The organism is Vibrio sp. L3-7, assembly GCF_963898195.1.
Lineage (GTDB): Bacteria > Pseudomonadota > Gammaproteobacteria > Enterobacterales > Vibrionaceae > Vibrio > Vibrio echinoideorum.
Map to the genome: position 1 here is coordinate 1 of NZ_CAWQUW010000001.1, position 24,891 is coordinate 24,891.

The 24,891-nt window shown below is 42.4% G+C and carries 22 protein-coding genes and 2 pseudogenes; 2 read left to right on the plus strand and 22 right to left on the minus strand.

Going from position 1 to position 24,891, the window contains the following annotated elements; genetic code table 11:
• The 16 genes and pseudogenes from AACW75_RS00005 to AACW75_RS00080 all read right to left on the minus strand — a co-directional run.
• Positions 1 to 343 (minus strand): transposase (locus AACW75_RS00005; RefSeq protein WP_179946907.1); only part of this gene is annotated, 343 nt, incomplete at its 3' end.
• An 81-nt stretch (positions 344 to 424) separates the two neighbouring features.
• Positions 425 to 1,030: pseudogene (locus tag AACW75_RS00010) on the minus strand (GAF domain-containing protein); the annotation flags it as partial.
• 123 nt (positions 1,031 to 1,153) lie between these two features.
• Positions 1,154 to 1,792, minus strand: a complete 639-nt coding sequence (locus AACW75_RS00015) for an OmpA family protein (RefSeq protein WP_145568302.1) — start codon at positions 1,790 to 1,792, stop codon at positions 1,154 to 1,156.
• 8 nt (positions 1,793 to 1,800) lie between these two features.
• On the minus strand, positions 1,801 to 3,357 hold the full coding sequence (locus tag AACW75_RS00020; protein WP_145568488.1) for a TadE/TadG family type IV pilus assembly protein: 1,557 nt from the start codon (positions 3,355 to 3,357) through the stop codon (positions 1,801 to 1,803).
• A gap of 10 nt (positions 3,358 to 3,367) precedes the next feature.
• Positions 3,368 to 3,925: a tight adherence pilus pseudopilin TadF gene (gene tadF, locus AACW75_RS00025; RefSeq protein ID WP_108117470.1), complete on the minus strand. Its 558-nt coding sequence runs from the start codon at positions 3,923 to 3,925 to the stop codon at positions 3,368 to 3,370.
• The gene (locus tag AACW75_RS00030) at positions 3,915 to 4,397 is read right to left on the minus strand and encodes a TadE/TadG family type IV pilus assembly protein (protein ID WP_145568485.1); all 483 of its coding nucleotides are present in this window, start codon (positions 4,395 to 4,397) and stop codon (positions 3,915 to 3,917) included. Before AACW75_RS00030 ends, tadF begins: the two co-directional genes overlap by 11 nt.
• Positions 4,384 to 5,121: a tetratricopeptide repeat protein gene (locus AACW75_RS00035; protein ID WP_186437153.1), complete on the minus strand. Its 738-nt coding sequence runs from the start codon at positions 5,119 to 5,121 to the stop codon at positions 4,384 to 4,386. The genes AACW75_RS00030 and AACW75_RS00035 overlap by 14 nt, the downstream gene beginning before the upstream one ends.
• 11 nt (positions 5,122 to 5,132) lie before the next feature.
• Positions 5,133 to 5,975: a type II secretion system F family protein gene (locus AACW75_RS00040; RefSeq protein WP_237297349.1), complete on the minus strand. Its 843-nt coding sequence runs from the start codon at positions 5,973 to 5,975 to the stop codon at positions 5,133 to 5,135.
• Positions 5,972 to 6,874, minus strand: a complete 903-nt coding sequence (locus AACW75_RS00045; RefSeq protein WP_135458522.1) for a type II secretion system F family protein — start codon at positions 6,872 to 6,874, stop codon at positions 5,972 to 5,974. Before AACW75_RS00045 ends, AACW75_RS00040 begins: the two co-directional genes overlap by 4 nt.
• A gap of 1 nt (position 6,875) precedes the next feature.
• Positions 6,876 to 8,147 (minus strand): CpaF family protein, encoded by a 1,272-nt coding sequence (locus tag AACW75_RS00050; protein WP_004733950.1) that lies wholly within the window; start codon positions 8,145 to 8,147, stop codon positions 6,876 to 6,878.
• The gene (locus AACW75_RS00055; protein ID WP_145568301.1) at positions 8,144 to 9,385 is read right to left on the minus strand and encodes an AAA family ATPase; all 1,242 of its coding nucleotides are present in this window, start codon (positions 9,383 to 9,385) and stop codon (positions 8,144 to 8,146) included. The genes AACW75_RS00050 and AACW75_RS00055 overlap by 4 nt, the downstream gene beginning before the upstream one ends.
• Entirely contained in the window at positions 9,385 to 9,864 is a 480-nt protein-coding gene (locus AACW75_RS00060; protein ID WP_135458523.1) for a hypothetical protein, read from the minus strand. Before AACW75_RS00060 ends, AACW75_RS00055 begins: the two co-directional genes overlap by 1 nt.
• Positions 9,861 to 11,231 carry a type II and III secretion system protein family protein gene (locus tag AACW75_RS00065; RefSeq protein WP_135458541.1) on the minus strand — a complete coding sequence of 457 codons (1,371 nt, stop codon included), beginning with the start codon at positions 11,229 to 11,231 and terminating at the stop codon, positions 9,861 to 9,863. The genes AACW75_RS00060 and AACW75_RS00065 overlap by 4 nt, the downstream gene beginning before the upstream one ends.
• Positions 11,231 to 12,055 (minus strand): Flp pilus assembly protein CpaB, encoded by an 825-nt coding sequence (gene cpaB / locus AACW75_RS00070; RefSeq protein WP_004733954.1) that lies wholly within the window; start codon positions 12,053 to 12,055, stop codon positions 11,231 to 11,233. Before cpaB ends, AACW75_RS00065 begins: the two co-directional genes overlap by 1 nt.
• Positions 12,056 to 12,076: 21 nt before the next feature.
• A complete protein-coding gene (locus AACW75_RS00075) occupies positions 12,077 to 12,517 on the minus strand; it encodes an A24 family peptidase (RefSeq protein WP_004733955.1) in 441 nt (146 codons plus the stop codon).
• 159 nt (positions 12,518 to 12,676) lie between these two features.
• Positions 12,677 to 12,883 (minus strand): Flp family type IVb pilin, encoded by a 207-nt coding sequence (locus AACW75_RS00080; RefSeq protein ID WP_017080668.1) that lies wholly within the window; start codon positions 12,881 to 12,883, stop codon positions 12,677 to 12,679.
• A gap of 416 nt (positions 12,884 to 13,299) precedes the next feature.
• Between AACW75_RS00080 and AACW75_RS00085 the strand changes: the two are divergent.
• Positions 13,300 to 14,192, plus strand: a pseudogene (locus AACW75_RS00085) (LysR family transcriptional regulator).
• A 363-nt stretch (positions 14,193 to 14,555) separates the two neighbouring features.
• On the opposite strand, the gene AACW75_RS00090 reads toward AACW75_RS00085, so the two are convergent.
• Entirely contained in the window at positions 14,556 to 14,879 is a 324-nt protein-coding gene (locus AACW75_RS00090) for a winged helix-turn-helix transcriptional regulator (protein WP_017075065.1), read from the minus strand.
• A gap of 139 nt (positions 14,880 to 15,018) precedes the next feature.
• Between AACW75_RS00090 and AACW75_RS00095 the strand changes: the two genes are divergently transcribed.
• Positions 15,019 to 15,432, plus strand: a complete 414-nt coding sequence (locus AACW75_RS00095; protein WP_145568300.1) for a YybH family protein — start codon at positions 15,019 to 15,021, stop codon at positions 15,430 to 15,432.
• Between the two features lie 207 nt (positions 15,433 to 15,639).
• Here AACW75_RS00095 and AACW75_RS00100 read toward each other — a convergent pair whose 3' ends face one another.
• The 5 genes from AACW75_RS00100 to AACW75_RS00120 form a co-directional block, all read right to left on the minus strand.
• The gene (locus AACW75_RS00100) at positions 15,640 to 17,175 is read right to left on the minus strand and encodes a DNA cytosine methyltransferase (protein ID WP_017080666.1); all 1,536 of its coding nucleotides are present in this window, start codon (positions 17,173 to 17,175) and stop codon (positions 15,640 to 15,642) included.
• A gap of 140 nt (positions 17,176 to 17,315) precedes the next feature.
• On the minus strand, positions 17,316 to 19,382 hold the full coding sequence (locus AACW75_RS00105; protein WP_029224158.1) for an AIPR family protein: 2,067 nt from the start codon (positions 19,380 to 19,382) through the stop codon (positions 17,316 to 17,318).
• Between the two features lie 2 nt (positions 19,383 to 19,384).
• Entirely contained in the window at positions 19,385 to 20,335 is a 951-nt protein-coding gene (locus AACW75_RS00110; RefSeq protein WP_017080664.1) for a PD-(D/E)XK motif protein, read from the minus strand.
• Entirely contained in the window at positions 20,328 to 23,033 is a 2,706-nt protein-coding gene (locus tag AACW75_RS00115) for a Z1 domain-containing protein (protein ID WP_237297350.1), read from the minus strand. The genes AACW75_RS00110 and AACW75_RS00115 overlap by 8 nt, the downstream gene beginning before the upstream one ends.
• Entirely contained in the window at positions 23,030 to 24,529 is a 1,500-nt protein-coding gene (locus AACW75_RS00120; RefSeq protein ID WP_108194189.1) for an ATP-binding protein, read from the minus strand. Before AACW75_RS00120 ends, AACW75_RS00115 begins: the two co-directional genes overlap by 4 nt.
• Positions 24,530 to 24,891 lie beyond the last annotated feature (362 nt).

Genomic DNA, 24,891 nt, shown 5'->3' on the forward strand with positions numbered 1-24,891 from the left:
GTATCGCTCCTCTCGTTTTAGTCTTAAATGAAACCTCAACTTGCTTGGCTCTACGACTGATGCAGGTGTAATGCGGACAACTTAACGGTACATGGGCTAACCTAAATATCGAGTCGATAAATCCTTGAAGCGCTCTCAATGGCATAGAAAAAACTCGTTTCACCATGAGTGCTGTCGTGATAGCTAAATCACTGAACCGACGCGGCCTCCCGCGCTTATTCTGTTTACTTTGCGCCCACCCGCTTATTGCTTCTTCATCAATCCAAAAGGTCAGAGAGCCACGGTTAATGAGTGATTGGTTGTATTGCTTCCAGTTGGTTGTTTTGTAACGAGGCTTAGGCATAGGGCTACGAGAGAGAGTGGACGTAGCTGATCAGATCGTAGGTTCTTGATTTAGTTCCATTGAATTACGCAACAAAGCCTTGATGTACTTCAAATTATCCAAGTCGAAATACAAACAAACGATCTCGCCATCGCTGATGTTTGCTTTGTTGAATTCGTGGAAGAAGCCCCTTCGATTAAGCAGCGTAGTCATAATATCAAAATGACTATTCTTGTATAAAATCCGACTCTCTTCTTTTAATAGAATTTCAGAACGCAATAGAGTCGATATGTTTTCAATCAAGCTAACTTGGCTCTCGGTATACGCTGTTGGGCTTAAATCAAACACCAAGAGCACCGCAAACACTTCGCCATCGATATCTCTTACCGGGACGCCGCAAAACGACTTATAGGCATCCGCTCCAATCGCAGAAACGGAATCACCACCAGCATGCCCACTCAAATACACCGTGCGATTTTCGTTATGCACATACTCACAAAAGAGGCTAATTTTGCTCTTATGTTGGTTACACGATATGTTTGAGGAGCTCCAAACACTCTCAGAACCAGAGCAACTCAAATCAGAGATCATGATGATGCCCGCATTCGATGCGTCCATTATGTCTCGTATATTATCCAATATAGATACCCAAGTATCGACATCGATATTTCTTCGCATCCCTTCAGAAGAGATTTTATCAAAAAGCATTAATATTTCTTTAGTGTCAGACAGTTAAACTTAATTGAATATTCATTAGTATACGTTGTAACAAAAATTCCAAGACCGATAGATTAGGGCGGTTATTGCCAAGCAACGACCAAACCCTACATCCTAGTTTTCTAGTTCAGAAGCATCATTCGCAGAGGCCCAAATTTCTGAGCGTCGATTCTTGGCTCTACCCTCTGACGTTGCGTTGGACGCAATAGGTTTACTTTCACCAAATGAGCGAATAACAAGGCGATTTTTCTCTACACCATCCGCGATTAAACCATCCGATGTCGTCAGTGCTCTTTGAAGCCCCAATGCTTGGTTATAACCTGCTTCGCCGGTGCTGTCAGTGTGTCCATCCACCGTAATCGCACTGCCGTTAGTCTTGAGCTCGCCTGCAAGTTGGCTCAGTGCTTTGCTGCCCATCGGCGATAAGTTGTGTTGGTCAAAACCAAAATGAAGTCGTGCCAACAACCCTTGACGCTCTTGGTTACTGATCCAAGTCTTACATCCTGACTGGTTCATACCTAGATTGGATTGACCTGCTAACGCTTGTTTTAGCTCACGGCTGTCAGACGGCTGCTCAATTTGTAAAAAGCCCTGTCTGTGCTGTGCAATGCCAACGACATCATCAACCGTGACACTGTGCTGATACTCACTGAACGCAGTATCGCAATAAACACTGATGCCTTCTTCCGCATTGGCGATAAGGCTAAATTGCAATGTCGATATGACGATTGAACCGATCATTAACTTTTTCATATTTCCCTCTAGTACAACTTAGTTATTCCGCTTGTTTTTGAGCCTTTACGGATGAGTTCTTCTATCTTTTCAATCAATTCATCTAGGTTAGATACGTCGATGATGTCTTCATTTGGGTCGACAACGCAGTCTTGGAAACCACTTTGTTGAGATGCTCGAAAATCGATACCAATAACACCAATGTATAAGCCGGGTATCTCCTCTCTTGCTTTGTTACACATGCCTCTGTCGACTAACCCTTTGAGGATGCCGTTATTCGGACTCTCCTGCCCATCGCTTAAGATCAGCAGCATCTTAATTTTCTTGTTGTAGACTTGCTGCTCTTCTTGATCGGAACTGTTCGGGTCACCGTCATGAAGCACCTGAGAACCTCTCAAAATACCTTGAAAAGCCGCAGTGCCACCGTCTGCCCACATCGAATTAATCGGATTCAAGTCTGAGAGCTTGTTCGATAGGCGAATGTTCGAAAACTGCGATGAATTGGAAGAACCATGCGCGTTAAATAAATTTGTTCCACTCACACTATAAAAATCAGGCTGTAACCCCGACTTATCAGTAAACATCGTCGACACTGATGTCGATAAATCTACATAGTTGTATACGTCTGCAACCAAGTAGTTATCTTGATAAATCACATCCTTAATACGTTTGGCGTACTTTTGATTCTCCGATTTTGGATATGAGCAACGTGACTGCCGGTCAGCACATCTAATCACGTCATTTTGTGAATAGGTGCGCCAGTAATCCCAGTTAACATCGTTGTAGGAATAAGGTGATACGTTCGTTTTATAGTTATCTTTGTAGCTCAACTGGCTTGTCGCCCGAGCTTGACTTCCCGAAACGATCTCCCTCGTTCGAACGTTAAAAGGCACAAAACCAACTCGATTAAGCAGTTTGTCTCCGGTTGTATCTTCTCCGGGCTCATCACAAACGTATTTCCACTCGCCATCGACATAGTCCTGTTTAATCGATGTGCAAAGAATTTTGCTGGATATTGCGTCGATGGCTGTCTTTAGATCGTCGATTTTTATGTGTCGACTTGAACCCCACCTGTCGTTCATTGAACCGGAAAAGTCCGACACAAACACAATATCGATGTTGTTATCACCAAGGTAAACCGGGTACTTTCTCGCTAACGAACGTCCCGCTAAGTCTTGCTGCTGATCAAACGAAGGGATAAAGCTACTCGCAAACCAAGAGTCATGTGTCGTCTTGGCATTCACGGTGTATTGGATGTATTCAAGAACCCCAGCGCCCTCATCTTCCGCTTGGTGGAACCGGTCTGCTGATAAATTGGTTGATTTGATGTCCCGAACATAATTTTCGACATACTTGGTCGCGAGCCCACGAGCCTGATCCGGTAGGTCTTCAATGGTTACCGCTATCGCCGCAGCCTCTGCTGAATCTCTGAGTCGGCTGGTCTCTTGTACATAACGTGTGCCCTCAACCGCCCAAAAAGTCATGCCCATGATTGGAACAAGCAATAAGCCCATCCAAACCGCGGCAACCCCTTGCTGTCTTTGGAGACTGAGATGCTGGCGATTGATATGGCGATCGTGCTGCATTTTCATTTCCTTATCTCCCAGGCATGATTGAAGAAGAGCCAATCTGAACCGTGGTACTGGTGCCACTGTTGAAGAAGGGCTTGAACCAAGAACTTTGCTCCTCACAAAGACTGATTCTGTACAGTGGATACACAACGCCCTTTTCTACCGGCGCTAAATCTGCATGCTCGATAATCGAATCGGTTTGGCAATTTAAGCTTCTGTACTTGCTGGTTGAGAATTCAGCGACATTAACTTTATTGGTCAATGACTCTATCTTGATCGCTACATTATCGACTGGTGTATTGAGCATTCGACTTGCCACTTTAGTCATGTCTTCTAACTCTGAATTAGTTACAGGTAGGTTTTGTCCTGCCAATACATCGGCTTCAAAATAGCGAGTACGCTCTTTGATAACATTGACTAAGGCAAAGCTGGATCGATCAAGCTTGGCGCGCGCGAGTAATTGATAGCTCAAGTCTGCTCCAAACAAATAAACGCCCCATAAGGCCACAAGAATGAAAACTAACTCAATGGTATACGAACCTTGCTGGCGCCTTTTAGAAAGCACACGTTGCTTACGGAGCATCATCTTTCCACCCCTCGTGTTCTAAATTCAAAACCATGGTGCTTGAAATATCCCTGTCAGCAGCACCAGCCAGTTTAATGACTGGGGTATAACGGTAGGTAACGGTGATCTCGGCTAAATCGTAATTGAAGTTCAAGCCTTGATCAGAGTGCCCCCTGTTCGCGACGAAATCGTCATAGGTTTTGAAATACTGACCTGCGATAGAGAACCTTGAGCTATCAATTAAGAAGCTCCATAGATTGTCATCATCTTCGATTAACGATTTGAACTTAGTTTCGTACTGCTCGTTGACCCCTTTGCCTTCATATATTTTGGTATTCCTGATGGTTTCTCTCAGCGAATACTCGGTCATATTCACGACGTAGATTTGATAGCTCGATTCGAAGATCGCGAAGGTGGCGAAAAACAGAACAAGCGCACCCAGCACAAACTCAATCGCCGTCACGCCCTTCTGCCTATTAAGAAGCTTCATCATTAACTCCTAGTTGAGTTAATTCAGCGGCGATGCTCTGAATCTCTTCCGCTGAAAAGTCACCTTTGAGTAACTTTTTGGCTGAGTCGATTTGCTGAGTTTTCATTAGTGCGATAGCTAGGTTCGCTTTTACTATCTTATTCGCCGGGTCTTCTTTTAAAACCGGAGCTAACGTTTCGATCGCCTGTTGGTACTCGCCATTAGCCATTTGAATCATCGCAATGTTGTTCTTAACCACGACATCGTCATAACCGCGTAAACGTGCTCGATTGAGCTCTTGATACGCTTCGTTGAATCTTCCAACTTTGGTGTATGACACACCGAGTAAGACGTGAATTTGACCCGAGGTATTCCCCGCATCTACTGACTCCATATAAGCAGCAATGGCACTTTCAACGTCATTTTTTGCATCAAAAACTTGCCCTTCTAACTGGTACAAGTTGGGATTTTCAAACCCCTCTTTTTGCAAATGTTGGACATAGAAATCTGCCGACTCGATATCCCCTTTATGAAAATATGCCCACGCCAGTTTCTCTTTTACTTCTGGGTCCTCGGAGCCCTGCTCTAGCTCGGATTTGTAATAACTAATCAAGCCGTCATAGTTCTTCACTTTTTCCATGCTCGTGACGTCGGCAAGCTGCAAGTCTTGTGGTGACGGGGCCGATTGACAGCCCGCCAACACATTCATCGACAAAAAAATGAGACAAAAACGTTTTCCCATCATTCGACGTCTCCCTATATATTCAATGTCATTTGCATGATGCTCGGCGCGAGAATCAAGATAACGATCGGGAACATGATGAAGAGGATCAATGGGACACTCATCTTCGCAGAGAGCTTACCTACCTTTTCCTCGACCGTAAGAATTTGGACTTTTCGCATGTCTTCCGCGAGGTCACTTAACACACTCGCCACGGATGTGCCGTATTGCAGGTTTTGGATGATGGTCAGTACAAAACTTCGTACTGGTGGCGTCGGGATACGCTCACTCAGATCATTGAGCGCCTTTTCTAAACCGTGTATTTTCGCCGAGTCCGATGTGCGCTTAATTTGGTAACAGAGGTCTGAATCAAATTCAGCCAGCTCTTTCCCCAAATAAACCAGCGCCGCTTCAATCGTCATACCGGTTTGGACACATACCGACATCATGTCGAGCAAATACGGCAATTGAGCTGATGTTCGACTGATCAACATCTTGCGGCGCATTTGAAGCATTGTATCTGGGACGACAATGACGCCAACCAGCGAGAAAATAACCACGAGCAGTTTGTTGGTTGACGTCATATCCCCTAACAGCACCACCCCAGAAACCAACGCTAATACCAACACCTTGGCCGGAAAATAGAATTTGGCCCAATCCGTGTTGTAATATCCCGCCTCAATCATTTTTTGCTCGAGTTCATGGCGATGTTCTTTACCAAAACGAACAAAAAAGCGATTTACGCGCGAAGGCGCACGAGCCGAATTATCCCCGATATAGAGCGCAACCTTCTTATGTCGTTGCTCTTTACGAATAGAATCAACAATCAAAAACAGTAACGAAAAAAACAACACAATAAGGGAAGCCAATAACATCATGCGCGTACTCCTCTCACTAACAACCAAACAAGAAATAGACCGAACAGTTCACTACCAAGCACGTAAAACAATACAAGCCTTCCTTCTGGGTCGTAGAGAACAAACTCCACATTATCGGGATTAACGTAGTTGAGAATAAGCATAAAAATCAGAGGAATAGCCGCAACTATTTTGGCGGAAATTCGAGCCTCCGAAGTCATCGCCATTTTCTTTTTCTCTAGCGTTCGAGAGTCCACTAGCACTCTAATCAGCCGCGCTAACACACCTTTGAGTTGGCCGCCTCGCGCGATATTCGCTCTGATCGTCACGGTAAAAAACAGAAACTCCGGATAAGGATAGTTTTTGCACGAACGTTTAAGCACCACTTCAGGTGACTCACCCAACTTCAGTCGGTCGCCCATTAGCTTAAATTCGCGGCCGATCGGGTTGTGCATTACATCGCCTACATAGCTGATAGCTTGCATTAAGCTGTCACCAGCAGTTACCGCACTCATTAGAATATTCAACGCATCAGGGAACGTATTCTCAAATTCTGTACGTCTTCTTGTAACCAGGACTCGATAACCGCAAAGGGTAAACACCATAGATGAACCCAGAACAAGCCATATATTGGTGATTGATAGCAACTCAACAACGATGTACCAAGATGCGATGATGCTGCCCGTAATATAGAGCGCAATGTAAAGAGAAGAACGCGGGCCTAACACCATTAACGTGGGTGATACGGACTCTTTGAACTTTTGCCAGTTTTGCTTACGAACCAAAGACTTGACGTTAATAGCATTGAAGTTTTCAGCTTCTACTTCTTCAATATTGAAAAACTGATTAACCTTTTTTACCTTTGAATCTCGGATCAAAAGCAGCACAAACGCAAAGAGGATTAACGAAAGCCAAAGCATGCTAAGCCCCCTTAAACGATGCTTTCAGCTCTTCATAGAGCCCGAAGAATTGCGCTTTTTTCACAAGCTCAGATCGTTGCATAATGCCATCGGTGACGAATTCGCCTTTTACGGTTTCTCCGTAGTGGGCGTCGTCATAACGAAAACGATAAATCTCTTCCATCACGACGCTGTCGCCTTCTAGGCCGACGATTTCCGAGATGCTTGTGATCTTGCGAGACCCATCGCGCAACCTGTTGACCTGAACAATCATTTGAACGGCACTCACGATCGTTCTTCTAATCGCATCAAGAGGCTGATTTAAGTTCGCCATCATGACCATCGATTCAACACGGGCAATCGCATCGCGCGGCGTGTTGGCGTGCAACGTAGACATCGACCCATCGTGTCCGGTGTTCATGGCTTGCAGCATTTCGAACGCTTCAGAGCCACGACACTCACCAAGAATAATGCGGTCTGGACGCATACGAAGCGCGTTAATAACCAATTCACGCTGCGTTACCGCTCCGGTTTGCTCAACACTTGAGGTTCGCGTTTCGAGTCGAACCAAGTTGGGTTGTTGCAGACGCAGTTCAGCCGCATCTTCAATGGTGACAATACGTTCATCTTCAGCAATGTATTGAGATAGCGCGTTAAGTAAAGTGGTTTTGCCTGAACCGGTACCACCAGAAATCAACACATTGATACGGCAACGAGAAGCAATCATCAACACTCTCGCCATATCTGGAGACATCGACCCAAACCCAATTAAATCTTCAAAACCGATGTTCTGCTCTCTGAACTTACGAATAGAGATCGAAGTACCATCCAACGAAATGGGAGGAATTACGATGTTCACACGGCTGCCGTCTTCTAACCTGGCATCTACCGTCGGCGAAAGTTCATCGACACGCCTTCCGACACGTGACGCAATGCGCTTAGCGATGGCTAACAACTGTTCTTCATTCACAAACGAGACTTCGGACTTTTTCACCTTACCGTGTCGTTCAAAAAAGATGTTGTTGGGCCCGTTCACCATGATGTCGGAAATGGACTGATCTTCGACTAAGGGCTGTAAAGGCCCCAAGCCAAACAGTTCATCAATCAAGCTTTTCACCAAGCCTGACTTCATCATCGAAGTAATCGGTCTTTGGTAGCTATTCGCCAACAAATCAACCGCCGCTTGTATCTGCGATTCAAGGTCTCGACGGCTCATTTTCTGAACCGCTTCGGCATCTAGGGCTTCAAATATCTGGCCACGAAACGCTAGGTATAAGTCTTTGTTAGAACTCATTTAGCACGCACCTTTTTCAACCAAGAGTTCATGCCCTTCTGGTCCATAGGTTGACCATTAATCAGCTTCACCAACTGTTCCATAGAACGACTAATATGACGGTCATGCTTATGCCCGCGTTTTCCATCGATAATGATGTGCGCCAGCGCTTTGCAGTAGTCGACTTCGAGATCAACATTGGCGCCTAAATACTTAATGAGATCGGGCTTTTGTAAAACGTAAGCGTTTTCCGGACGATGGTAGTTCACCACCGTAATCACACGAGTACGCGACGATAACGAAAGCTGTAAGTTGGAGACTTTTTCAAACAGTCGCTTTGCACTTCTTACTGAAGACACTGATGCGTCTAAAACCAACACAACCACATCAAAGTTTTCTACCAAGAGTTGAGGTTCAACTTTGAAATCCACACCACCAGAAAAGTCTTCGATAATGAAATTGGTGTTGCGCGCTAACAACTCGCACAAGGTTTGGTTGTAGTTAAGAACATCGCTTTGGCTCATGTCTCCATCAATCGCCAACAGACGTAGATTCTTGCGAGCGTTGATGAGGTAACTCAACGCCCCTTCTTCATCCATTTCGTGCAATGGTGCCGTGAACTCGTCGATGGTTCTCGGCTTAAAATCTTTTAGGCCGAGCAAAACATCAATGTTGGTATCGGCATATTGATGATCGACGAGAATCGTGTCCGAGCCTTGCGTCGATAACAGTGAGCTCAACTCAGTTGTGATAAACGATGCGCCAACGCCGCCTTTTGAACCGACAATCGCCACGCGCTTCGCTTTGCGTTTTTGGCTCACACCAGAAAACGTCTTCAGATTCTTGCTAACGTGGTTTAAGAAGTCAGCAAACTCCTGCTTATTCACCGGCCAGAACACGTAGTAAAAACCCATGTCTTTAAGAGAACGAAGCGTAGAAATAGCATCCTCTTTACCAATCACAACTACCCCTTTGTGTGTGGGTAGTTTGCTGGCAAAGGCTTTAGCGTCTTCAACCACATTGGTCGATTCATTAAGCTCTAGAATCACAATGTGGCTACTTTGTTGTTCTGTCAGCTTGGTCAATCCAGCTTTGGCTTTAACGCATGCAGGATCATTCCACCCTTCAAATCGAAAGACTTCTTGAACGAGGTCTAGACACTCTTGAGATTGATAGAACAAAGTACATCCGGCAACCCCTGTCGTTCCGGTCTGAACTGGCTTGGCCTTTGTTGTTAATGCTTTAGTCAGGTCAAACATTATTGCTCTCCTACCAATCGAGACTTGTAAGCCACTTGCTTCAAGCGCATCGATTCAGCAAAGCAGTCTGGCTGCCTCAACCGAACGTGAATCTGTGCTGGTGCGCATTCTTGAGTATTCAAACGCGTTAAGGTCACCTGAATCTTTAAGTCGCTCGGTAACAACGGAGCGCTTCGATACGAGACTCTTTGTGGCGCGATGACATGTGACGGATATTGATCGAAGATCTTTTGCAACATCGCTTTGCTGCGGGTTGATTTGTAATCCACAACATAGGTAGCTTCTTTATCCATTGACTCAATATCTTGAATCAAAGCGTTGATCTGCTTGGTGGTTTCAGCGCGGTTTTTCATCGCAAACTCAAAGCTGTGATGCTCTTTGTACACCAAGGCTTCAGCACCATGACCAACAAAATATTGCTCAGAGGCGCAGCCTAAAAGTGACGTGGTAAATAACGCCATTAATAGTAATTTCTTCATTGGATAAACCCTCCTTGCGACAACAGACGAATCGTTGCATCGGAAGACGTTACCGACTTGCCATCCCACTTAATGTTTAGCCAGCGCGCCAATGTAGAAGTCTTCTTGATGTAAGGCAGTTGAATGTCTTTCGGTTTCATCGGTTCAACAAGATTCACGGTCGCAACGATGATCAGTTCAGTTCGTTTTCTTTCTGTGGTTGCCTTGCGGAAGGCGGCACCTAGAACGGGAATATCGCCAACAAAAGGGATTTTTTGCATTTTTTCCAAATCAGCACTGCTCATCAAGCCACCAAGGACGAAGCTGTCACCATCAGCTAACTCTACGGTGGTCATCGCACGTCGTGAAGCCAGTTGCGGAACTTTGATACCTGCCGTTTCTATATAACCTTCAACTTCGCTTACTTCTGGCGCTAATTGCATGCGGATTCTGTCTTGGCTAAGCACTTTCGCGGTGAGATCGAGCTTGATGCCGAACTCTTTGAAGGAAATGTTCACATTGTTACTGGTAGTAACGATAACTGGCACTTCGCCGCCCACAAGGAAACTTGCAGACTCACCGGACAACACGGTTAAGTTAGGTTCAGCCAGAACTTCAGCAATCTGGTCGTTACCTAATGCCGTGATTAACGTACTCAGGTTTGCTGCATCGAATTGGTCGAAAACAAATTCGCCGACGCTTGAACCGACTGAACTCCAATCAACACCAACGGTTTGTCCAAACGACTCCGTTACCTGGGCCACTGATATTTTGACGTTCACTTGCTGGGTCGTTGCAACTTCAATGCGTTCGATGATCCCTTCCCACGTCATATTGCGGGCAAACACCATGCTTTCGGGCTCTTCATAATTTGAGCTGTCGGACTTAAACTCCAGCTTCACCGTTTTGTCCCATTTCTCTGTTTTTTCTCGTCCAAGCAGAGTGGCAACCAAACGATAGATATCGTCACGAGTCGCTTCGGAATCAACAAGACCACTCACGGCGACTTGCTCTCCCACAGACTGAATCTTGACTTTGGCATTAGGGAAATGAAATTTGAGTTGTCGTCTAATATCCGTTAAATCCAAATCAACAATAATGCGGTCTGAAAGCAGAACATCACCATCAATGCCATAGACGATCAGTCGTGATTGCCCAATAGCATTGGCGAACACAACTATCGTGTTGTCGTTGATTATTTTGTAGTCGACGATGTCAGGGTTATTAATAAACACTTGGCCAATCGGACTTTTTAACTGGATGTGCTGACCATCGTTGAGCGTGATGGAGCGATCGGCGGCAAAAGCGTTTGTTATAGAAAGTAAGCCAATCAGCGGCGCTAGAATGGAAGCAAACAGTACTTGTTTGATTCGATGGTGAATCATCATCACAAAGCCTCTCTCGGGTTGTTCTCGTTACCACGTAACTCAGCAATCCCTGTATAGTTATCGATAATATTGCGCACCTCCGCGAACTCGGGTTGCGTGTAGGTTTGGCTTCGGTAAATTTCGATGTGCATTGTTCGTTGCGCTAATGCAAGTTTTGGTAACTCGTCGGGGCTAACTTCGATGACCACCGTAGTCAGTCCATCCTCTTTACTCGGAGCGCGAGCGGTAATAGAACTATCGCCAGTTGCATCATTTCCAATGTTGAGTACTTTGACGTTTTTAAGAAACATCGACGCCTTCACCCCTCTAAAGCGCTTCGGTTTATCGATATTTCCAGCTAAGTTATCGTTTGGAGAACTTACAGTTAAGATATCGATGGACGTTCCAGGACGGATGTAATCGTTGATTAGGTTTTTGTCACTGACTTTAAGTGGGTACAACGTCATGCCTTCCGTGACCAAAAGATCTATGTATCCGGGCTGACCGGGCGTCACTTGATATTCAGGCAATACAACCTCGCCGGCGTTGAGGCTTCGATTGAGTAAAGTGGAGGGTGCAAAGCTGATTTGAGCGTCTTCTCTAACACCAAGCGTCAATGCTTGGCTCAGAGGGAGTTGTTGTTTAACGACGCCTTGCGCATCGATCGCACGTCCTTTTTCATAAGGTTCCGTGGTCATCCAAACGGCAACATGTTCTTCGTTTTTTTCTTCCACCACTTCAGTGGTCGTTGTCGATTGAGGTTCACTCTTGAACAAATCGACAACGCCTAGCGCGCCAACTATTAGGGCAGTAATGGCAACAAGTAATACCAGTCGAGATCTCATAATGTTCTCATTCTTGGAGGTTTATATATGTGGCGTGTTTTGAGTTAAAATTACCAAGTAGAATCCAACGCTAATCGCTATCCCATATGGAATACCTTGTTGGCCGTTCGACGTTTTTCTTACTAGCCTTTTACTTATCAGCTTGTTGTATACGAGATAAATAACGGCTAAAAATCCACCGGCAAAAGCCGTCATAACAAACGCCCAAAGTAAATCATTGAGAGGTATGGTAAGTGATAGAACCGCGGCATATTTAATATCGCCAGCTCCAATCCAAATCAGGGCGTAAACAATCAACCCTCCCCCTAACACCAGCAGAAAGCTCATAATTTGAATGTCTAACGGTGACAAAAAACATTGTAAAAAGAGCAATATCAACAAGGTGTGATTTTGTATCTTTCGATAGAGAAAATCGGTAGCCGATACATAGACACACACGATTACCAAAATCAGTAAATACACGTCAAAACTCAAAATTAGAAATATCACCTAGATTTATATGGATTAGCGTAAAGTATGTCTTAATTGATGTTCCTAATTAACTGAGCCAGACCAATGGAAAACATAGGTCTGGCACAAATATCTTTCGATATGATCTACATTAGCCAATAAGGCTTGATGTTAGCTGCTTGCAGTGTCAATAGCGGTAGCTACATCTTCAAAAGCACCTTCTAACTTACCAATGAAACCATCAGCGCCTACTGCAGTAGTTACTAATACAGCCATTGCTACTGCAATAAGACCATATTCAATAGCAGTTACACCGCGCTCATCGTTCTTGAATTGTGATAAAAACATGCTTGTTTTGACGTATAGCTTAGTAATCATTATGTGTTCCTATAAGGGCTGTTGAAAATTCGTCGCCATTATAATTAGCGCTACCAATCTATGGAAAATAACCCCTATCGACTTAATCAATAGGCCGGACGAAAAATGATCAAAATAAACACAATAAAAACAAAGGAATTAAAAACAAAACTATAATTAACAATGAGTTACATATAAAACCGGCCTCACAAGACAATATTAAATAAAATTTATAAACTTAAAAAAGTAAGACATCGGTCAATATTTTAACTTATCTAAACTTTATATAAGCTTTGGAACCAATCTAAGAATTAATTTACCCAGTTTTATTACTCCTTATAAAACTTGTTGAAATACAATTATCATCACGCTATTGTTCTTCAAATCAACAAACCATAAAAAATATAATTTATTTGTGTCAAAAGGTTAGTCGAATCATGAAACTACATTTCGAAAATATCATTTCGTTCATAGCGGTAGTGAGGAAGGTTCATTTAGCTCTGCTGCTCGCAAGCTTGGCAAGTCACAATCAACCGTTAGCACGGCTGTTCAAAATCTTGAGTCCGATTTAGGTTTCAATGTATTTAATAGGGAACACTCTAAAGTTTGGCTAACAGAAAAAGGAAAACGATTATTCCAGTTATCTTTACCTGTGGTATCGAAATATCGTGATCTAGTCACGATCGCACAGCAAATGAATATATCTGACCAAATAGTCTACCGGGTAGGCATAGACCCATTAGTGTTTAATAATAATGTAAAGAAAACACTATTAGCGTTTTCAGAAGCATTCCCTAACGTTGATTTACTTGTCGTAACTAAACCAAGTTTCGTGTTAGGTAACTATATAAATGAAGGGAAGATAGATTTAGCCTTAGGTAACCCCTATCACAAGACAAATTACGACTTCAACATAGAGGAGTTATTTCACGTCAACTGTTGGTGGGTGGCTCATGAAGACCTGGTAACCTTTAAGTCTCAAGCACCATCACAACGAGTTCTATTAATGGATGGTTGTGAAGAGCTGCTTAACTTGTCAAACATAGCATCGTATAACTTATGGCGACTGGACGACTTAGGAACCATCATCGATCTATGTAAGGCTCAAAAAGGCATCGCTTTTTTACCGGGGTTTCTCTTAGAGGGAAGTGTAGAAAATAGTAAACTTAAAGTAGTTACAGACCACCCTGATTTTTTTGGTAAGCGAGTTATTGCATCCCTTTTCTGGCAATTACATTCTGACTTTAGCTTGTTCAACCAATGGATCAAAAAAGAGCTGCAAACTACTGCCAGTTACAAGCAAACATTTGTTGCTGATTTAACTCAATAATACTCTGTTGAAATCTGACAATCACACTCTATTGAACTCTCCAGCTTCGAGTGTGATATTTCAATACCGATATTTTTCCAAATAGACACGCCACAATATACATACAAAATACACATAATTAATATTAAACATATCAGTTAATATATGCATTTTTATTTACTTCAAATTTTCCATTCCATAACCGTTCATAAATTTGTAATAAAACCTAGATATAAATTAAACTTTTAAGCGTGTTCGACACTTTATTAACACTCTAGTTTCTCACCAAACCTCGAACAAGGCCTCTAAAACTATGAACGAAGAATAACCCGCCATAGATAATGGCATTGAATAAGAAAAGAGCTTTTCTGTAGTCAAGTCAGACTAATCCCAGCTATCAGATTTTCTAACGATAATATCGATAATATCTGCGAGCTCTTTTCCTTTTTCTGTCAGACCGTAATATACCGTCACCGGAACTGTTTCTTCTTGCCTGCGCCAAATAAAACCTTCTTTGCTGAGTAACTTCAATCTCTCACTAAGTACTTTACTGGACACTAGAGCCAACTGCTTTTGAATTTGTCCAAAGCGTATCTCGTTACTCTGACCTAATAACCAAACGATGTGAGCAGTCCACTTCGTAGAGATCAATGCCAAATATTTATCAGCGCTGCAGTAACCTTCAGGTTGCTTACCCTGTTCACTCATATTTGCCTCTCAGCTTTTCCAAATCATCAATTGCATAGTTACTTAAAGGTAATTAGTTACTTTTAGGTAGCTAATTTCTTTTAGTAAGTACCCTATCTATTATGGCTTCAACCCAAAACACTAACAAGCAGGTAGTTCCATGAAGATATTTCTGTTCATAGTTTTAAACTCGATAACTTTTTTGTCATACGCATCAACAGATTACAAAAAGCCGCAGTCACCAACAGAACTGCACCAACTTTTCGCTGAATACTTTTCAAAACAAGACATCGACGGACTAGGAACTCTGTTCCATGAAGACGCCATATTCGTCCTAGATAACCAGGGTAACCTTGCTAGAGGGCCAAAGGCTATTAAGCCTATATTGAAAGGTTACCTTCAAGGTGACGTTGAAATGCTGACCCATGATGTATCTATCTATATTAACGGCGACACGGCTCTCATAAGGTCTGATTGGGAGATAGTTGGAGGCCCCAAAGGAACCGCTCTCGAAGTGATGAAGTATATAGATGGAGGTTGGCTATACGTAATTGACAACCCGAATGGTTTTTAAGTGGCTATCACACTTTAGAGCCTTGAAGAACAAAGTCTAAAAGCTTAGCAGGCAATAAACTACAGACACAAAAAAGCCCACGCTAGGTGGGCTTTTTGCTTGTTCATAAAGAACGAATTTGGTGCCGCTACTGGATTTTATTATCTAGTCTACGAGCATACTGAGCTATAGCTATCAAATTGAAACTAGCTCCTAAACTGCGTAGATTTACTTAGCTAACAGATCCATAACGACCTTACCAATCTGTTGTGCTAGATAAGGTGGTACAGCATTTCCCACCTGTACATACTGCTGTGTTCTGTTTCCTTCAAATATATAATTGTCTGGAAAAGTCTGCAAGCGAGCAGCTTCACGCACTGTCAAACTTCTGCATTGCTTTGGATCGTAATGAATAAAGTAATGACCATCTTTTGATATATGACTGGTAACTGTTGTCGCATATCTATTTGCCGCTTGGGTACGGAAACGGTCAGCATGTGAACCAGTATTCCAGTTTTCATGGTCAGGAGCCAGCTCAGCTGGGAAATCTCTCGCCTTAGGTGAAGTGCCACCACTTAATTGAGTAAATGCGGCGCTAAAAGCGTAACGCAGCAAATCGGATGTCATATGTCCGCGAGTCGCATGATTTAACACACAACCTGGATGATTATCTAAATACCAACTATCTAAATGTGGAGGTATCTTGTGCTCTATTTCCGATAATTGACTACTTTGACGCCCCAATCCCAACATTGGCTCAAGACTTAAATTATCTACAGCTTCTTTATCAAATTGTATTCCTAATATGCGTTTGAGCATTTTGGAGTTTCTCCGAACCTGTTTTTCCCAGTCCTTCGATATATCTTTCTGCTTAGAAAAACCACTTCTGAGCTGAGGCAAATCGGACAGTACTTGTTCAACCGATACTGTTCTTGCCATCGGATAGATCGTGCTGGGGATGCGGGTGATATCTTGCCGTACACCTAAGAGAATGACTCGATGTCGTGCCTGAGGGACACCATAGTGCTCGGAACGGATGAGAAAATCAGAGGAGTCTGAGTACTCAGGGTTCTTTGGATCTTCAGCCTCAACTACAAGTGAGAAAACTCTATATTCAGAGACACCTTGAACTGCCGTTACTTTGCCTGGGTTCCTTAAATCTTCCAAAATTTGGGGAAACATCACCTTACCGTCAATTTTTGCAGATAGGATACCGCGTACATTTTCCATCACAAACACATCAGGCTTCGCGATAGAAAGAACTTTGAGGTATTCTTTGTATAGAAAGTTTCTGTGATCGTCTTCGGCCTTATAATCTTTTATACCAGCATTACGAGAACGACCAGCTAACGAATAAGCTTGGCATGGAGGCCCCCCAATAACGACCTTAGGCCCTTGATGAATTGCCAACAGTTCACGAATTCGAGCATGAATTAACTCATTATCGTCACCAAGCGCTCTAGGCTCCTCTAATGTTTCGTAACTTGCCTCTGAAGCTTGTTTTGGATATAGACAAAAAAGATCTTCGCGAGTTAATTCTCCACGCACGTATCTAAAATAATCATCTAGCCCGCCATCCAGCACTTTAATTTTTCGATAGAAAGCTCGTGTTGTTAATGTTTTATGCGCAGAAGATTCTTTCTCGACCGAGACGCCGATTTTGAATGGATTGTTACCACCGTCATCTGTTACTGATGACACTCCTTCACCAAGCCCACCAGGCCCAGCAAAAAGGTCAATTACGAGCACTTCACCTGTTTTCATTTCACTATTACCACCAATAAAAATGCTAGGCAATGATACCAGGCTAAAACTGATGAGCAATAGGTTACTTTAGAAAAACAGGTTTATAGCCTATGTAAACCTGAGGGCTACTGATCGATTTAGATATATATCGAAACTTGTTATGTATGAAACCCTTCAGCCTGCAACTTCTTAAGCGCCTCAAATGCAATTTCACATTGTTTGGACGATGGCATTTTTCTAGGGATCGCAGCACAAATTTCAATAATACTATTTTCTCTAGGCGTTAACATACCACGCTCTTTAGCCCAATGTTTAACATCACCCCAAAACTTAGCACCTAACTTGAACACCTCGACCTCAACGTTGATTGAATTATCCAATGCATTTTCAGCCTTAACTTCCTTCACATTTTCAGCCGCCAGATCTGAAGATATAATTATACTCATAAAGGCTTTATTTATTGGTAGTTTGTTCTCAGCTAACCTTTGCCAACAAAGTGGTTTTTTTGCCCATTCACTGTAGTTTTTAATGCCTTCAGGAGGAGTAGTTATAACCCTTTGGGCCAACTCAGCAGATAGGAGCAAGGATGTTTGTAAGGCTGCTGGTATCTTCTGTATCTTCCAGATGAAATCAAGATCTATGACCATACCCATGCTCTTGGCGTCATTAACAAGTTTTGCAATTGCGTAAGTGACAATATTTGCTCGATAACCACCTTCATACCATTCAGCACTTGAGACGAGTTTTTCTGTTGTTCTAAATATGATCGCTTTAGCTATCAGTCTTTTAAACCATATATCATTGAAAGCAGTGCCTTCGCCCCCCCAATTTTTGCCGATTTTTTTTGCAAACTCTGAAAAGTTTTTTTGTGCACCAAGGCTAACTATATGTGGGCAACATAACCAAGTATTTTCATATTTCGCAAGGTCAGTTTTTACAAAAAACTGGCTCCGTGGATATTCAGCATCAAACTTCTTACGCTCAGTTTGAGTTCTTCTGCTTCTTTCATCTGCGAATTGGCCCCTAGCTCGCTCATAAAACCACTTCGTCTCTCGATAACTGTCAGTACTAGAAGGAGCTAAAATGCGACGAGATAGCTCTTCTATACGTATATGAAATGGGTGATTAGCAAAAAAATCCGCTGCGTTAACTTTATTCTGGCTGTTCGCGTACTCAGAAATTCTTGGGACTATTTCTTCAGAGCACTCCTTCGGAGTTAAGGTTAACTTCATCTGTACGAACACCTGCTGAATTTGCTCTTTCAGCACTTTACTCGCAGCATATAATGACGCCGTCGTCTGACCACCATTAACTATTTGAAGATTATGAACACTGGCTAATTGATAGCCTGAGTCAGTTTTAACTATTTCTATACTGTCAGCCGTAGCACTTAAGCCATTGTTATAAGAGAAAAACATATGGGGCTCGTCGCGAATAGTATCTCGAATACCTTTGTTCACTTTCCCCCGGACTTGAAGGAAACTTCTCACGTTAGCCTCAAGTAATCTAGGACCCCATTTATCATATATTTCTGCAAGCTGTTTTCCTGGAATAACAGCCAAATAACTTTCAAGGGCGTCATTTCCACCAGACGCTTTCAGTAACGGAATACCACCGCCAAAGTCATCTTTAAAGTTGATAACGGAATCAGCCCTAACGAGCCCTTGTTCCATGAAACGCTTCAACCGCTTAATATCCCAAATATTCAAGGTTATTGGCTTTTCATCAATAACATCAAAGCTAGCAGCATCAGTTCTTGCTCTATGGTCACCGTTAGTCACGATAATGAATTTTATTTTTTCTACACTATTCCATGTTGCTTTGATTAAATCAGCAATAGCAAATCCTGGGCTCGTTTCTTCAAGCCGCCCTCTAAACTGATCGTCTAAGCTTGCCTTCAAAAACCTGAAAAGCTTTTGGGATAAGCGTTTAATATGTTCTTTACGCAGGAGGCGAATTTCTCTATCCAAAGTAAAATCACATAGAATCAAACTCAAAATTCCATCATTTTCTCTAGGGTCACCACCATAACCATCAATTTGAGCAGAACCACGAGCGTATAGACTTTCATGAAAAGCACGGTTGGCGCTGTCGACCTCTCCAGCTTCACTAAGTAGGTCTCCTGATTTTTCAAAGAATGCTTCTACCGTTACTAAACCTAGGGCATCTGCGTCACCCTGTACATCAGCAATAAACTGGTGATGGAACTCTGCTAGATCTGACATTTTTAAAAACACTCACGAATACATTCAATTATATTGTTATTAAGCTTAAAAGGAGCACAGGCATCCAAGGATATCGAGTACCTCGCGTTCTGAACACCAAGGGGTAACGGATATTGTATGCGAGGAAATCCATCTACGACCTCAAAGTAAGTAGTGGACCTTATTAGCCAACGACGATCATCATATTTATTTAATGGGTCATAACCTGTTGAGTAGAGCGCATCTTCCCATTTCATATACGTATCACAGTCTTCCTTAAATAATGAGTCTGTTAGCGCAACAAAGTCATGTAGCGTCGTACCTTCAGGTACAATTGCAGACTCAGCATTAGTCACATTAAGAAATAAACGCCCACCATCACAATTAGCTAGTTGATCTGCTGATGAAATCGAAATAACAGATGTTGAAGCACTCCTACGGGTTTTTATTTCTACGCAACATCCAATTAGTTCAAAGTCTTTAGGTGCACCAAAGGGCCCTTTCCAAGCTCCAATCGCCATTTCAACGCCAAAATTTACCGAAAGCTCTCGAAGAAATGCTAGCTCACCAACTAGGCCTTGTTGCTCCTCAACAGTAAGGCCTTCGGTACGACCTGATCGTAAAAGATGATGCCATCTTTTCGTTCGTTGGATCACCTTTGCAAGGGCTTCATCAAGATTGGACGCATTCTCTCCTGCTTCAACCACATCTCTACAGAGGGTTTCAAAAAGCTCACCTTGGCTACTTTCTTTGAGGGCAAGCACAAATGCCCAGCGCCCTGATATTAATCTAAAGTTAACAAGGAGATGTTTAAGTTCCGGAAGTTTAAGTTTGGCGATTGGCTCAATTGGCAGCCTAAGCATAAGACCTGGCATTCCACCTTCTACAACCACCCAAAAAAAGTCAAATTGACCAGAGTTATTGACCCGTCTTGCATTACTAAGATCTAGGTCTTTCCATGGAGAGCTATCCATTTAACTCATCCTCATACTCTTCATCTATATCTTCTTCACCATAAAGCTCTTTATAGCGCTGGGTGTTAACAACGTAGGCAACTTTCTCTGATGGTTTTTTGGATACAGGAAGGCTAATACCCCAAGCAACAACAGGGTGACTTGGAATCAAAGAAACCTCTTTATCACCTTCTTTACCTCTTGGGGCCTTTGGTTTAACAAAGTGCAAAATAAATAATGGTTTGCTTCTTACTTTCCGATAAATCCAATCCGGGTAGTTACCTTTTTTATTGTAGGTATCTTCAGCAACTTGCGCCTTTTCCGACTCCACGCCAGCCTTTTCGATGCCAGTGGATGCAATCCTCATCTTTTTTCCGCTAAAAGACATAAAACCATCTTTTAAGTTATCAAGGTTAACGGAACGATTCGTAGGGATAATATCAACCCCTAGAGTATCGTTCTTATCACCTTTTTTCAGACTAGGAATTAGCAAGTCCCATAGCGCTAACTCATCTTCCTTTCGAGCATTCAAGTAGCTTCTAACCGGTGCAGTTTCGGTAATTACACTCTCAGGAGTATTACTCCAACCAGCTAGAAATTCATCAATATATTGTATTGGCACATCACGAAGTAATAATCCCCATGGAGTCATTTCCATCAATATAGTGGTCTTTTTCAGTCTATAAATCATATTTTGGGCTATATCTAGGTTCGTATCTAACTCTGCAGAATTGATACTGACCTTAGCTGTTTCAATAAATCTATTAGAAAGACCCACAAGAGTGGTAACTTCTCGACCGGCTCCCATCTTATTTTTTGCAGTTACCAACAATGATGCAGGATGGCTACGAACAGCAAGACCAAAATCTTCAGGGGTCGCTTTGGCCTGCTCCATTAATTTTAGCTCCTCATGAAGCTCCTCTGCCGCATTTGCTATAAAGGCATACCAATCTATCGCGTCATCAGGCATCCAAATTCGACACAGGTCTTCATACCCATTTCGATAACCGAACCATCGCCCCATTTGCATTAAAGTATCGTACATCATGGTATTACGCAGAAACCATGTAACTGTAAGACCTTCAAGAGTCAGCCCGCGAGAGAGTGAGAACCCACCGACAGCGATGACGGTTTGACCTCGCTCACCAGAACTCAAGTAGTCGAGTTCATTGGCCCTACTGTTAACTTCAACAACCTTGGCTGAAGCTATTGAATCAAATATAGATACTTGTACTTCTTCCCACTTAAACTCGACATCTTTGTATTCTGCTTCCCATACATCAAATAAGGCTTTTATTTCAGGCTCCATCAACCCTCTTGTTGAAGATGAGTTTATCCTCAAAGCGTTTTGAATCCGTTCTAGCGCTTCATGTAAACGATTTTTAAGTTGGCTTTGAACATTAGTGAATCGACTAGCATTAACCAACATTGAACAATGGGAACTTGATTGGCCTCTTAAATTTCTGATAGATCGTGATAAAAGAAACGTACGTAATGCAAACAATAGGGAATTAGGCAGCTGATATAAATCGTGGTTAATCTTATGCTTTATTGGTAGGAGAACTTCATTATCCGAAATACTTCGTAACCATGTTGGTTCTTTTTCATCAGGTAGCCCATCGATAAAAATTTTCTTCGGTCCAAAATAGTTGGTTGGAGCGTCTAAGCCAATAAGGAAATCTTTGGGAAATAGATCTTCTTCATGTACATTATGGTTTTCATCTGGATCTATGAAAATATTAGCAAAAGGAGTCGCGGTATAACCCACATAACAACTTCGATGAAACATCTTTAAGAGGTCACGTATTTGCCCATTAATCTTAGTAACTAGTTTATTACTGTATTTAGTGTTAATCGAAGCGTTATCAGCCTCATCATCAATCAGCAACATTGGCTGATCGATCATTTCTTTATCACCACGAGCGCTGTTGTCTTTGAGCCACTCGAGTAGATTCTCAAGCGTCCGGTGGTTTTTTTTAATAACCAACACAACTGGTACTCTATATGAATCTATCTCACTGGTATTTGTTGAGGCTGTCGGCTTGTTAAAATCTCTTGATGTATTCGTCAGGCTTACTGGGGTTCTATTTGGATCAAAATGTCCAACCCCTATAACGTGTTTTGCACTGCCACTTTTTTTATCAGAAGTTTTTCCTGTATCTCTACCAATAAAGCCTTCATCAATTCGGATTTGAGTTTGATTACGAAGGTTATTATGTATGCCCGCAACCACAATAATGAGACGGTACCCTGCGTCAGCGGCTTTACAGATCAGACTTGTGTAATTCAACGTTTTTCCACTTTGAACATGGCCAACGACCATGCCTCTGCGATCCCAAGAAGAATGTTCTTTAGGGTTTCCTAAACGGCCAAGAATTTTGTCCGTTACAATATCGGTCCCTGTGATAACGTCTCTTGGCAATCCACTTTTTAACAGGAGTTTTTCGTATCTTTTCCAGTAAAATGGTTCTATCTTTGGCTTTGCATCATCTAACCATGGTTTAAAGTCAGTACTGTCTACTATTGCGCCTAGGCCTACCGTAATACCCTGCTTAGACTCAATTTCACGAGCAATCCCTTCTATTGTTGAATCACTTAAATCACTAGCTACAACCCCTGCAATACTCTTCACAAAAATTCTCAGCTCATCCTCGGATTTACGAGGCTGATTAAAGAGTCCAGTTTCGACCATATCTAATACTTGCTGCCTGCTATTCATAAGCCTTTTTCCTTGAGGTAATTTGTGACCAATCGCTCTGATACATCCCAATTCGATTGCAACAGAGGGTAACTTTGAAGAATATCTCTAACCCGGTCTTGAGTAATACCGTTATTCAGAAGTACTTCGGTGAGATCAATAACGACCTGATTTAAATCTGATTCAGAGGTTTGCATCGCAACTATTGATTCTGCGTTACCCACCAGCTCAGCATGAAGCGCATCAATCGGTAAACCAGCTCCGAGCAATCTGATACAGCGTTCAAAACCTTCTTGAAGTTCATTCGGTAAACCATTTGTATAAGCTTGAAATACTGGGTGGTCTGAATTTGGTTTAAAGTGTATTTTCCCGTCGAGTTGAACCCTATTCCAAATAGGGTGTATCGTCCTATCAACCAACCTTTGCCCCCTACTTCGATAAGTCCTTTTCGAGGTGCCAACAAAACGTTCGATAACCCGCCTAAGTCGTTCGCGGACTAGCGGAGGCAACTGTGCCGATGATTTTTTTACATCAATTTTCCATTGAGCATCCATTGTATTAGGAATGTCGATGGCAATACGGCTTAATTTAGTTAATTCCGTTTGCTTCGCAAGCCCAAGCCAACTACCAGCAATGATTAATCTATTTTCTCGATATATATATAAGCCTTGAGATTTAAGGTGTCCTTCGTGACCGCCAAGCTCATCCCACTCAAGTTGAGTCATTTTTTTATAGTGTGGAATAGTGTAGCTACGAACACGTACATCACCATTAAACAAATGGATTACATCTTCTGGATCTCTCTGCGTAGATGGATGAAATGAAGCTGTAGGGTCCAACGGGGTCAGCAGACGTTCATTAATACTCAATTGAATTTGAGGTTTGTGCGTTTCTAAAAATCGATGAAAAGTAAGCCTTAAGTGTCGCTCTGCGAGAGAGAATTCCGCATTCATATGCTCAGTTATTTTTGCCGGTGTTTCAATTTCACCAATTAGGCGATCTAATTTTTGCCAGACAACAACCGTTCCCTGTTCATCAAGTAATTCGCAGCCTAATTCATTTCTGTAATTTTCTATTAATTCAAGAGTCCACTTATTTGTTTTTGAAACTAAGTCTAGATCCCAACGAGCACATGAAGTAATACCATTACATCTAGTCATGACGGTTAAAGATCTGCATTGAGAAAAGCTTGCACTTTTTAAACCAAGGCCAAATCTTCCTAGGTCTGACGGTAAGCGCTCAATCGCTGGGTTTTTACTACCTAACCTCATAGCTTCCAGCAACTCACTTTTAGACATACCAAATCCATCATCAGCAATTACAACTGATGGAGTACTTGAAATGGTATCTACAACAAGGCGAATATTACCAGCACCTGCAAATATTGAATTATCAATAATATCAGCCAAAGCGGTTTTCAGGCTGTAGCCAAAATCTCGATGTCCCTCGATTAGTGATGAAGCATGAGGCGCGGCATCCACATAGCGTGCAGTGACATTTTTTGGATCTATACACATAAATTTACTACTTAATTAACCAGTGCATCTTTGATTTATATGTTATCACCGCTCCCAATATCAGCCAAAGGGGGATCGTAAAAAGTATAAGCTAGTTAATAATTTACATTACTTTTAGGACAGTTATTCACTTTCCTCCTGCTTTGCAACACATAAAATCACCACTAGAGAAAGCTAGTGACAAGATTAGTTTTACTCCTCAACACTTTGTATGTTTGATTTACTGTTAAAGGCTGTATTTTTTCGCCATCTGAGCTTCTAAAATTAGCTACCGACACTACGTGATTATTAAAGGCTGCTTCAGCGTATATTTCAAAATGTCGAATTAACAAGGTACGTTGTTTTTGCAACCAGCTAAAAGT